Origin of the sequence: Nostoc sp. DedQUE07 (assembly GCF_034530975.2) — a bacterium.
Classification (GTDB): domain Bacteria; phylum Cyanobacteriota; class Cyanobacteriia; order Cyanobacteriales; family Nostocaceae; genus Nostoc.
In genome coordinates this window covers 33838-44685 of the sequence record NZ_JAVRCC020000059.1, presented here as the reverse complement: position 1 = coordinate 44685, position 10848 = coordinate 33838, and the positions used below count along the sequence as shown (strand labels likewise).

The 10848-nt window shown below is 39.4% G+C and carries 10 protein-coding genes and 1 other RNA gene; 3 read left to right on the top strand and 8 right to left on the bottom strand.

Annotation, left to right across the window (positions count from 1 at the left end):
• Positions 1 to 393: 393 nt before the first annotated feature.
• From queF to RMZ95_RS29215, 5 genes are all read right to left on the bottom strand, one after another.
• Positions 394 to 780 carry a preQ(1) synthase gene (queF, locus tag RMZ95_RS29235; RefSeq protein ID WP_322674279.1) on the bottom strand — a complete coding sequence of 129 codons (387 nt, stop codon included), beginning with the start codon at positions 778 to 780 and terminating at the stop codon, positions 394 to 396.
• 114 nt (positions 781 to 894) lie between these two features.
• A complete protein-coding gene (locus tag RMZ95_RS29230; protein WP_194046692.1) occupies positions 895 to 1296 on the bottom strand; it encodes a hypothetical protein in 402 nt (133 codons plus the stop codon).
• 164 nt (positions 1297 to 1460) lie between these two features.
• Complete coding sequence (locus RMZ95_RS29225) at positions 1461 to 1847, bottom strand: phasin family protein (protein ID WP_289795595.1); 387 nt, start codon at positions 1845 to 1847, stop codon at positions 1461 to 1463.
• A 25-nt stretch (positions 1848 to 1872) separates the two neighbouring features.
• Positions 1873 to 1969, bottom strand: an RNA gene (ffs, locus tag RMZ95_RS29220) — signal recognition particle sRNA small type.
• 37 nt (positions 1970 to 2006) lie between these two features.
• Complete coding sequence (locus RMZ95_RS29215) at positions 2007 to 2273, bottom strand: YciI family protein (RefSeq protein ID WP_289795594.1); 267 nt, start codon at positions 2271 to 2273, stop codon at positions 2007 to 2009.
• Positions 2274 to 2483: 210 nt separating this feature from the next.
• On the opposite strand from RMZ95_RS29215, the gene RMZ95_RS29210 reads away from it, so the two are divergent.
• A complete protein-coding gene (locus RMZ95_RS29210) occupies positions 2484 to 3035 on the top strand; it encodes a 2'-5' RNA ligase family protein (protein WP_322684042.1) in 552 nt (183 codons plus the stop codon).
• 18 nt (positions 3036 to 3053) lie between these two features.
• On the opposite strand, the gene RMZ95_RS29205 is transcribed toward RMZ95_RS29210, so the two are convergent.
• Together RMZ95_RS29205 and RMZ95_RS29200 are read right to left on the bottom strand one after the other, a co-directional pair.
• On the bottom strand, positions 3054 to 4355 hold the full coding sequence (locus RMZ95_RS29205) for a sensor histidine kinase (protein ID WP_322684043.1): 1302 nt from the start codon (positions 4353 to 4355) through the stop codon (positions 3054 to 3056).
• Between the two features lie 110 nt (positions 4356 to 4465).
• On the bottom strand, positions 4466 to 6847 hold the full coding sequence (locus tag RMZ95_RS29200; RefSeq protein WP_322684044.1) for a hybrid sensor histidine kinase/response regulator: 2382 nt from the start codon (positions 6845 to 6847) through the stop codon (positions 4466 to 4468).
• Between the two features lie 713 nt (positions 6848 to 7560).
• On the opposite strand from RMZ95_RS29200, the gene RMZ95_RS29195 reads away from it, so the two are divergent.
• Together RMZ95_RS29195 and RMZ95_RS29190 are read left to right on the top strand one after the other, a co-directional pair.
• The gene (locus tag RMZ95_RS29195; RefSeq protein WP_322684045.1) at positions 7561 to 8919 is read left to right on the top strand and encodes a lipid-A-disaccharide synthase; all 1359 of its coding nucleotides are present in this window, start codon (positions 7561 to 7563) and stop codon (positions 8917 to 8919) included.
• Between the two features lie 378 nt (positions 8920 to 9297).
• On the top strand, positions 9298 to 10260 hold the full coding sequence (locus RMZ95_RS29190) for an ankyrin repeat domain-containing protein (RefSeq protein WP_322684046.1): 963 nt from the start codon (positions 9298 to 9300) through the stop codon (positions 10258 to 10260).
• 70 nt (positions 10261 to 10330) lie between these two features.
• Here the strand turns inward: RMZ95_RS29190 and RMZ95_RS29185 are convergent, their stop codons facing one another.
• Positions 10331 to 10717, bottom strand: a complete 387-nt coding sequence (locus RMZ95_RS29185) for a hypothetical protein (RefSeq protein ID WP_322684047.1) — start codon at positions 10715 to 10717, stop codon at positions 10331 to 10333.
• Positions 10718 to 10848: the final 131 nt, after the last annotated feature.

The window sequence follows — 10848 nt, the reverse complement described above, 5'->3', positions numbered from 1 at the left end:
TCATATTTTTACTTCCTAGCTTTATCGTAAGCGATCATCCGGACATGATATAACGGATGCTTTGAACCCACATTCCGCACCCCAACTGTCACAGAACATCAACAAAATGTAAATAAAATAGTACAAGAAAACTAATAAGAACGAATATTTAAATTGAAGCTAAGGGAGAAAAAGGAGATTACAGTACAAAACGTGTAAAATTTAACTCTAATCGCTTTAGTTAACTTGACGTTACATACTTGTAAATTTTGCCGCCCACTTACTTATATATATCCTGTCCAGTTAATCAACCTTCCTTCAAAAATATTTCTAGTCAGGATTTCAGTCCTGATTTTGTATCACGTAGCGTCTTGTAAAAAGGACTAAAGTCCTCTCTAAAAGCCAAAGGTTTCATTATGGGTACTTGTGATGACGCACTTCAATCACAGTATGTACATTGCCGCGAGGCGTAAAATCTGCTTTCACAATGACTTCCAACGGATCGCAAGCAGCTACAAAATCATCTAAAATTTGATTGGCAGATTCTTCGTGGGAAATGTAGCGATCGCGGTAACTATTAATATAAAGTTTGAGTGCCTTTAATTCCACTACCCGTTCATCAGGCACATAGCTAACATAAATTGTCGCAAAGTCAGGATAACCGGAAAATGGACATTTACAAGTAAATTCCGGCAAAGTAATGTTAATGTCATATCGCCTACCCACACGCGGATTGGGAAAAGTAATTAGTTTACCTTCGGCAATGTCGCGTTCGCCATACTTCATTTCTTGGTTTGTCATTTGTCATTTGTCATTTGTCATTAGTTATTCTACTTATCTTTACGTCCTTTTAGTAATTTTGTAGCTTGTTAACTCCAAACTCCAAACTCCAAACTCCTAACTACCAACTCCCCCTCAATACTCTTCCTTCTCCCAGTCTGGACAATTCTCATCTTCGCACCCGTGGGGATGCATAGCACAAACTAATAAATTACCACCATAAACTTGACCGTGGTAATGACTACAACCAATACAGGCAGGATTTTTTTCAGATGTAGGTTCAACTGAATAAGGAAAACCCGGATCTACATCTGCTACCATGTCTTCCAGTTCCCAGTAAGCTTCTAACATCGGTTCAGCCAAATCCTGTAGATACTGATCGACTTCAGTAACAATATTATTATGTACTTGCTCGCTGACTTCTTCCGTTAGCTCAAAAAATGCGTCTACCACTTCACTCATTCCCAGGAAGAAGCGCTCTACTTCATCAGCTACTGTTTCGACGATTTCTACTAAATCTTTTTGCCACTGTTCCATAAACTTGACACCTTTGCAGGCTATAAACAGGACGCTTTGTGCTATCTGGCTTGACGCACTAAAATACACACTAGGCAATGTATCTTATCAAGTTTTTATCCAAAGTGTCATGTCAAAATGCCACTTATTAGTTATATTTATTGCGCTCAAAGAATGAATGCTTTTTATCGATCGCGTTGCAATCGTTTTAACTCATCTTGCAGTTTTAGCACTTCATCGCGCAATTTATCTACATTCTCATCATTTGACGCCTCTTTGACCGTTGGCTCTTCATCTTCCTCTAAAATTTCAATGCGGCGAGGTTGAGAAGGGGGCGTTTCTGGTGAGGTTTCAACAGATGGTTGGGCTTGTTGGGCTTGCTTCATCATGTCCTCAACGAAGCGGCGGGCTTCTTCTGTGTTCATTTCGCCCTTTGCCACCATTTCATCTGCCAGTTTTTGGACTTGCGATCGCACTTCGGCTAATTTTCCCCCTGCTTTCTCACCCGCGTAAGAAGCTAATCCAACACCGAGGTAAAAAGCTTTTTGAACAATATCTCCAAAACCAGGCATGGTTGCTGACCGCTCCTAAAAATAGGGCGACCCGGAGACTACGCCTACCACAAGCCTCCCGTGTTGCTGCTACCTTCCGGTTCTGACAAGATTTGGGTGTTGCGATCGCATAGATCCAGGTCTTATATAAACATAACATGAAAATTCAGTAAGTGTGTGTCATTCCATAACAATTCGCCATTCATAAAGCTGATAGTTGACGCAACCGTGTTTTACCAAGGGGTCATCAGCTACAATCGCTTCTGCTTCCTCCTTTGAGGCTGCCTCAAACAGTAACATTCCACCTCTTTGCTCTACCCAATAGCCTGTTCGCGCTTTGTGTCCTTTAGTAATTAATTCCCGAATGTAGGCTTTGTGAGCAGGTACATATTGGTCAAAGGTAGGTTTATCGACTTTCCCTTCTTCAATTTTTACAAACCACGGCATTGGTTTCTTAACTCCAGTTACAACAGACAGCTTACGTAAAGTACCCAGTGCTGATTCAGAGTATCAAATACAATAAATTTTAAGTGAAGTGCGCTATAGCTTTAGCCTAACGCACCGCTATATCTGTAATATCCTTTGAGCGTTTGCCGTTCAATACTCAACAGCAATGATTTCATAATCCAAAATCTCAAATCCAAAATCTAAAATTGAATGAGCCGCTTTTTTGTTGCCCTCCTACCACCGCAAGAGATTCAAGACTACGCCAACGAGATTAAGCAGTACTTTGCCGATCGCTATGCTAGTAGCGGGGCGCTAAAGTCTCCGCCTCATATTACCCTGCAACCGCCCTTTGAATGGGCAGATGATAACTTGCCACTATTAGAAGCATCCTTGAAGGAGTTTGCCAGTGAACAACAGCCAGTAGCAATTACACTTAAAGGGTTTGATGCCTTTGTACCTCGTGTCATATACATTAATCTCGTCAAAAGTCAAGAACTTTTAACTTTGCAAGCTGATTTAATGGCTTATACAGAAAGCAACTTGAGAATTGTTGATAAAGTTTCTAAAACCCGCCCTTTTTCCCCCCATTTAACGGTTGCATTTCGGGATTTAACAAAGCAGAATTTTAAAGCTGCTTGGCCAGAATTTGAAAATCGTCAGTTGCATTTTGAGTTTACTGCTGACAAATTAACCTTGCTGCTTCACGACGGGAAGCGCTGGAATATTAAACGAGAGTTTGCTTTTTTATCTGGTAGTAATTGAGCTTGTTAGGATTCTAATTTATCGTATAGGTAATTCAATCACAAACTCGGTACCCTCACCTGGTGTTGAATGACAATTTAGCTTACCGTGGTGATTGTTAACTACAATTTGGTAAGCAATAGATAAACCTAATCCTGTTCCTTTCCCGATAACTTTTGTAGTATAAAAAGCCTCAAATATCTTTGTCCGGTTTGCTTCACTGATTCCTGAGCCATTGTCTGCAATTTTGAGAATAACTCGCTCTCCAATTGCTTCAGTTTTAATCCAAATCATCCCAATATGTCGAAAGTTTTCATCAAAATATTGATTTTTTTGGATTTCTTCAATTGCATCGATACTATTACCAATCAAATTCATAAAAACCTGATTTAGTTCGCCTAGATAGCACTCAACAAGTGGTAATTGTCCATATTCTTTGATTAATTTAATTGCTGGACGATGAGCATTTGCTTTAAGTCGATGTCCAAGAATGAGTAGTGTAGTTTCTAAACCTTCATGCAGGTTAGCCAGTTTTTTTCCTGCTTCTCCGTGTCGAGAGAACTTATTCAAGGATGACACAATTTCTGTAACGCGATCTGTACCTATTTGCATAGATTGAATAATTTTGGATAAATCATTTAACAAATAATTGATATCTTTTGTTTTAATAGCATTTTGAATTTCATCCGGGGGATCGGGTATATACTTTTGATATAGTTCGAGCAAATTAACAACCTCTTGGAAATACTCTTCAATAAAATTCAAGTTGCCAGCAATAAAATTGATGGGATTATTTACTTCATGGGCAATTCCTGCTGTCATTTGACCCAAAGTTGCGACCTTTTCTGCTTGAATCAGTTGGGTTTGAATCTGTTGTAATTCGGCGTTTTTGTCAATCAAGGTTTTCGTCAAATTTCTCAGTTTCAGTTGGTGCTCTATTCGCACCAATACTTCTTCATACTGAAAAGGTTTAGTAATATAATCTACGGCTCCTAATTGCAATCCTTTAACCTTGTCAGCAGTATCTGAAAGAGCAGTCATAAAAATGATCGGAATATCCCGAATACGGGGATTGCTTTCACTTTTGAGGTATTTACAAGTTTCAAACCCATCTATACCCGGCATCATGATATCAAGCAAGATTAAATCAGGTAAATTATCATTGTCTAATCTCTGAATGGCTTTTTCACCACTGCGAGCTGCCCAAACTTCAAAGCTAGACTGATCCAAAAAGCTCGATAAAACTTGTAAGTTGGCAGGGTTATCGTCCACGACTAAAATAATTCCTCTACTAGGATTGCTATTTAGGGAATTTTTTTGATCGCCTATAGTTACTGTCATAAAATTTCTATCCTATATTGATTCACGTTGCTTCTTTGCAAAACGTTAAAGGAGAACACTCCCAATTCAAAATTCACGGCATAAAATCCCCATAAATAAATTTAGGAAAATTAATCCTTTGAATTTTCACTCAAAAAATTAAGGATTAAATCTTCATCAAACTGCCTCGCTAACTGCCGCAATTGGTTAGCAAAGGGAGCAAATTTTGCGTCTGTTTCCTCTAGTTTATCTGCCCATTTTAAAATGTCATTGAAGTTACCTTTACTAGCTAAATTCATCAGTTCTTGCAAGACATCAGGGGAAGGAGGAGTCAATTTATCTGGTGTATCAAGTGTTGTAGGCGAAGAATTGATTTTTTGTTCCTCAGATTGCTGGTAAATCCATGTCAAACCTAAATTGCACTCTAATTGATGCAGTAATTCATCTGCCTGTACAGGTTTGCTCAAAAAGGTGTCACCTCCTGCTTGCAGACTGCGATGTTGGTCGGCTTCAAAGACACTAGCAGAAGAGACGATAATCTTGACATCGTGGATATCTGGGGTATGACGCAGGTGTTTAATCAATTCAAACCCATCCATTTCTGGCATTAGCAAATCTGTAATTACCAGGTCTGGTTTCAGGGCGATCGCTTTTTCTAAACCTTCTTTACCGTTGCTGGCTTCAACCACCTTGAAACCCAATGGTTGCAGTAAATTTGTAATTACTGTGCGATTCTCCCAGCGATCGTCCACCATCAAGATGGTGCGGGGACTACCTGCAAAGCCCATGATTTGTCCTTTGGATACAGCCATCGCAGACTGTACCCATTCGCTGGCTTGGGCGATCGCAATTTCAAACCAGAAAGTACTACCCTGACCGATCTCACTTTTAACCTGGATATCGCTACCCATCATCTGCACCAACTGCCGAGTAATAGCTAAACCCAGCCCCGTCCCTTCTATCTGATGCTTTTTTGCACCTACTTGTTCAAATGGCAAAAAAATGCTGCCTAATTGAGTTGGAGTTATGCCAATTCCTGTATCTTTTACACTAAAGTGAATGCGATATTTCTCTGTCTGTTCATCAGCAGTCAGTCGATCGATTACCTCAACCTCGAAGCTAACTTTACCCTCATCGGTAAATTTAATGGCATTTCCTAGCAGATTCAAAAGAACCTGACGTAACCTTTTGACATCGACATGAACCCCTGTGGGTAAGTTGCTTGTGGGTTCATAGACAAACAAAATGCCTTTTTGTTCTGCCCGAATCTGGCAAATTTCGACAATACCCTGTAAAAAAGACGGAAAATGCACATCTTGAGGATTCAGTTCTAGTTTTCGCGCTTCAATTTTGGAAAGATCCAAAATGTCATTAATTAAAGTCAGTAGATGAGAGCCACACTGTTCAATAATGTTTACATGATATTGCTCTGACTCTGGCAAAGCTTTGGAACGCAGCAAAATTTGAGCGCAACCCAAAATACCATTCAAGGGCGTTCGCAGTTCATGGCTCATGTTGGCTAAAAATTCGCTCTTAGCCCGGTTTGCGGTATCAGCCGCTGCTTTAGATTTTTTCAGTTGAGCTTGTTCAAAAGCTTGTACCTGCCACAAGACAGTGACGATAATCGCTGTCAATCCGCCCACAATTAGGGCGATCAGATCGAGGAATTGTAGCCGAGATTCAATGTTTTGGCGCGGAATTACCAAAGCCACAGACCAATTAGCTTCTCGCAACGGCACATAAGCAACATACTTTTTAGTGCCGTCAATTTCCATCAACTGAATTCCCTGTTGTTTTTTTACCATCTGCTGCGCGATCGCATTTAAATTCCGATCTGGAATTTTCAGCAGGCTGGGTGCAGGTTTTTCTAACGTTGACATTAAGGTTGAGTTGGGATAGACGATCGCTTCTCCTTGGGAGTTGAGGGCGAATGCATAGCTGTTCTTGCCGTAGCGCAACGAGTTAACCACCTTTGCAATGCGATCGACTTTAACATTGCCGTGGAAAACCCCAATCGGTGAACGATTGGTAGGAGAATCAGACCAGATTGGAGTGGCGATCGCAATTAAAGGAATACCTGTGGAACGGCTGATAAAGGGATCGGAAATGTTGCTTTTTCCCGCTAATGCTTTTTGAAAGTAGTTTCGATCCTTAATATTCTTATTTGACCGACCAATCTTAGTATTAAAATACGAACCATCCGGGGTAACTATTTGGAAAAAGAAAAATTCATCGATCCGCTCAACTTCTGACTTTAAATAAGGTTCTGCTATAGACCAGTTTAAGGAGCGTACAGTTGAAGTATGAGCAAGGGTTTGTACCTCGACTTTGCGAATATGTAACCACTCCTCAATTTCATCAACTCCTCTCTGTACCTCTAAAAAAGCTTTTCCTCTCAAGTCTTGTAGCGTTATTTTCCGAGCAGCTTGATAGCTAAAATAAGCAGAAATACTCACAAGAAGAGTAGTGCCGCCAAGAATAAATCGGATCAGTAAATTGCGTGAAGAATACATTTTAATGTCAGATGGGCTGGAATTGCCTTTGATCGCAGGGTTCACCCTCTAAATAATGGGTTTGATAAGCAAAAAAAAGGGCTATATTTAGATTGCCCAAAAAATTATTAATAATCGCAGCTATGATTGTTACCCATCGCTGCGATTGTCAATACCCTAAACTTTGCTAACCATTCTTTAAAGACCTGTATTGCGAAGTACGTATAGGCTTACCATCGGGTAATACCAATTCTGTATGAAGATGCGCTAAACCATCTTTAAGTAGAAGAAAGAAGAAAGAAAAACGAACCGCAAACGACGCAAATAATACAAAGAAATAAAGAAAGTAAAGAAATAAGTTAAAAGGGTTTGGCGCAGCCTTAAAAAAAATGGTATAAATTCAAAAAATATATTTTACAGAAAATATAATAATCAAGTTTATCGTTATATTATTTTGATAAACTAGATAATATTACTGACATTTAAATTTTATGAAATGGTCAATTTTTATTTAGTAAAATAGGTATTTAAAATTAAAAGTTTTGGATGATTGGGTAATCTCAACTAAATGTAGGTGAAAGCCAGTAGTCGCAATCTAGGTGACAGTGGTAGCGATTAAATAACTGCCAACTCTATGCAAAATTAATGTGAAAGAGGTTATCAAATCTCATTAACAAGCTACAGTATATACCTATAGCATAAGAACAAATTAGGTAATATTTGCCTTTTGACTAATGACTCAAGTAGATATTCTGATCCTTTCAAATGGCCCAGGTGAAGTAACAACCTGGGTGCGTCCAGTAGTAAAGGCGTTGCGGCAAGAACTAGGGGATGACCGTTCTGTAGTGAGAATTTCTGTGGTATTATCGCCTTGCTCAAATGCCAGTGGTAAAGAAGCAGCGATCGCTCTTTCTTACCCCGAAGTAGATAGAGTTCAGGGAGCAGAACATTTTTGGCAATTTTTGCTTTGGGGCAAAACATTTGAAAATTGGGATTGGAGAAGTCGCGGTGTTATCGTTTTTTTGGGCGGCGATCAAATTTTTCCAGTGATTATAGGCAAAAAGCTCGGATACCGCACAGTTGTTTACGCCGAATGGGAAGCCAGATGGCATAACTGGATCGATCGCTTTGGCGTGATGAAACCTGAAGTAGCAGCCAAAGTCCCAGCAAAATATGCTCACAAATTCACTGTTGTCGGTGATTTGATGCTAGAAGCTAGTAGTCATTCGTCATTAGTCATTGGTCATTTGTCCTTAGCAAACGACAAAGGACAAATGACTAATGACATAGATGCGTCAACGGCTACTATTCGAGAACGCCAAGGGCGAACCCACAAAGTAGAACAAGAGACTGAATTGATTGGGTTACTCCCTGGTTCAAAAGCAGCAAAATTAGCCCAAGGAGTACCATTATGTTTAGCTATTGCCGAATACATTCATGCAAAAAGACCGCAAATCAGATTTGTGATTCCTGTAGCCCCAACTTTGGATTTACCAACTTTAGCTAGTTTTGCCAATCCCCAAAAGAACTCTATTGCTGAAATCTTTGGCTTTGGCGGTGCTTCTTTAATTATTCCAGAGGATGCTCAAGGCAGGGCATTGCTCAAAACTGCAACGGGCTTAACTGTGGAACTGTGGCAAGAAAATCCTGCATATCACCTATTATCCCAGTGCTGTATCTGCTTGACTACGGTGGGTGCAAACACTGCTGAACTTGGTGCTTTAGGAGTGCCAATGATTGTTTTACTACCAACGCAGCAACTTGATGCTATGCGTTCTTGGGATGGTTTACCTGGATTGTTGGCAAATCTGCCAGTAGTCGGTACGCTATGCGCTAAGGTGATTAATTGGTCATTTCTGAGATTTGTGAGACGCAAAGGTTTATTAGCATGGCCAAATATCTGGGCACAAGAAGAGATAGTCCCAGAAATTATGGGTAAAGTTCAACCACAAGATATTGGAGAAATGGTTTTAGATTTTTTGACGAATCCAGAAAAATTGGACGATATGCGCGCTAAACTCCGAAATATTCGCGGTGAAAGCGGTGCAGCGCAGAAGATAGCACAGATTGTTGGTGAGGAAATTGGGAAGTAGGAACAGTTCGGCAGAATTTAATTTGAATTTGGAATAGTGGGACTTAAACAAAAATTAAGCCCAAATGTAGCCCAAACTGGCTTTATAACTAACAAACACGTCACGATAAATGGTCAACCAATCGAAAAATCGAAAAGGTATAGCCGTGTTGTTTTACGCTTTCGGTTGGGAATTATAGAAAGTAATAAATACAGGACTTACGCAAAAATAGCCAAAAAGCTTAATTTCTCGTAGACGCTTTGCGGCTTGCCCAAGGGTACCACTAAGACGCCTTCTCTACGGCTTCTGCCAACGCGCAGCGTCTCGTAGAGAAGAACGCCAAGAATTCGTAGAGTTTGCGTAAGTCCTAAAATATATACTTTAAATACAATTATCCTGATGCGATTTTTTTTAGTACCCGCTTATACAAGTATTTTATTGGTAATTTTTTTAGCTGGGTGTTCATCACCACAAAAAGTGCAATTAACAGTACAATCACCCATTTCCTCGCCAAAAGCTGAATCATCTTTGTCTCTAAATAATTCTAAAATTTCATCAGAATCGCCTAAAAATACTTTTCAAGATGCACTAGATGCAGCTGTTAGCGCTACTACTATAAGTCAATCATCTGTATCTAAGGATGATTGGAATTTAGTTTATAGTAAATGGCAAGAAGCAATAAATTTGATGAGAACTATACCAGATAATAGCGAAAATTATGCGATCGCTCAGAAAAAAATTACTGAATATAGTAAAAATTTAAGTTATGCAAAACAGCAAGCTACAAAAAAAGAAATTATCAAAGAAGAAAAGGTATTAATATTAATTCCTCCTGTAAGCAGAGAAGCATGTCGAGAGAAAGAAATTATAGAATCTTTATTTAAAGATATTCAAAAAGATCCTCAGATGATTAATGAGCCGATACCTAAATATGCCCCAGGTGCTTGGGGTTCGCCATTTCCTTTATTGCATACAGCAGTTGGATTTGGTTGTAAAGTATACGTCGAACTACTAATTTCCATGAACGCAGATGTTAACAATGTGAGTTCTGAGGGCTTAAGACCACTTGATTTTGCATACAGAAAAGATATTGCTGCACTTCTCATTGCAAAAGGTGCAAATATTAATGCAACAAATGATAAAGGTTTAACTGCACTACACTATAAAGCACAAATTAATACTAAAGAAGGTAAGGCACGTATTCATTTAAAAGATATTTTAGAAACGTCTGAATTTTTGATATCTAAGGGTGCAAATATAAATGCTAAAGATCGTAATGACAAAACTCCTCTTGCTTATGCAAAATCAATCAATTTTGAAGAAATGATTAGGCTACTCAAAAGCTATGGAGGACAAGAATAGGTATTATGATATCAAGCCACCCTTAAAAAAGCTTCTCGAACAATCTTGGTGAACTTCTAAAGACCAGCACCTAATCCGAAGATTCGCCATTGCGTCGTCCCAATTCAAAAATGCCACAACTAATACACGCAAGTATACCTAAGCTGATTCCCCAACTAGGCCCTAAACTGAGTTCTACACCCCAGTTAAATAAAGCGCCAACTACCAAAAAAGGCACAATGCTAAACAGTGAGGCGTAGAAAGCGTTTTGGGATTCTCTGGCTTTACGAGTCTTTTCAAATTCTGACTCGCTGGTATAAAGCGATCGCTCGGCAAAGTTAAACCAGCGATTGAGTTGCTCGATTACCCATTCATTGACTTTGGAAAAACCTAGATATAGCGCCAATGACCACAAACTCGCTCCAGCGATCGCGATCGTGTCTAATTCAAAACGGAAAGGTAAAATTTCAGTCAGCATTGCTTAGGTGAGTCCTGCAAAGGGTTAACTTTAGCTGTCAGTAGATGCTAAATAAACCTCTTGTGCAATTTTAAGCATAAAAGCTAACAAGATTTCAACTACTTAACAAATTCCCGCTTTTTAGCTAGAAA

Coding starts and splice junctions, on each gene's coding strand:
- queF (WP_322674279.1), bottom strand. CDS start 780: ATGACAAACCAAGAAATGAAGTATGGCGAACGCGACATTGCCGAAGGT.
- RMZ95_RS29230 (WP_194046692.1), bottom strand. CDS start 1,296: ATGGAACAGTGGCAAAAAGATTTAGTAGAAATCGTCGAAACAGTAGCT.
- RMZ95_RS29225 (WP_289795595.1), bottom strand. CDS start 1,847: ATGCCTGGTTTTGGAGATATTGTTCAAAAAGCTTTTTACCTCGGTGTT.
- RMZ95_RS29215 (WP_289795594.1), bottom strand. CDS start 2,273: ATGCCGTGGTTTGTAAAAATTGAAGAAGGGAAAGTCGATAAACCTACC.
- RMZ95_RS29210 (WP_322684042.1), top strand. CDS start 2,484: ATGAGCCGCTTTTTTGTTGCCCTCCTACCACCGCAAGAGATTCAAGAC.
- RMZ95_RS29205 (WP_322684043.1), bottom strand. CDS start 4,355: ATGACAGTAACTATAGGCGATCAAAAAAATTCCCTAAATAGCAATCCT.
- RMZ95_RS29200 (WP_322684044.1), bottom strand. CDS start 6,847: ATGTATTCTTCACGCAATTTACTGATCCGATTTATTCTTGGCGGCACT.
- RMZ95_RS29195 (WP_322684045.1), top strand. CDS start 7,561: ATGACTCAAGTAGATATTCTGATCCTTTCAAATGGCCCAGGTGAAGTA.
- RMZ95_RS29190 (WP_322684046.1), top strand. CDS start 9,298: ATGCGATTTTTTTTAGTACCCGCTTATACAAGTATTTTATTGGTAATT.
- RMZ95_RS29185 (WP_322684047.1), bottom strand. CDS start 10,717: ATGCTGACTGAAATTTTACCTTTCCGTTTTGAATTAGACACGATCGCG.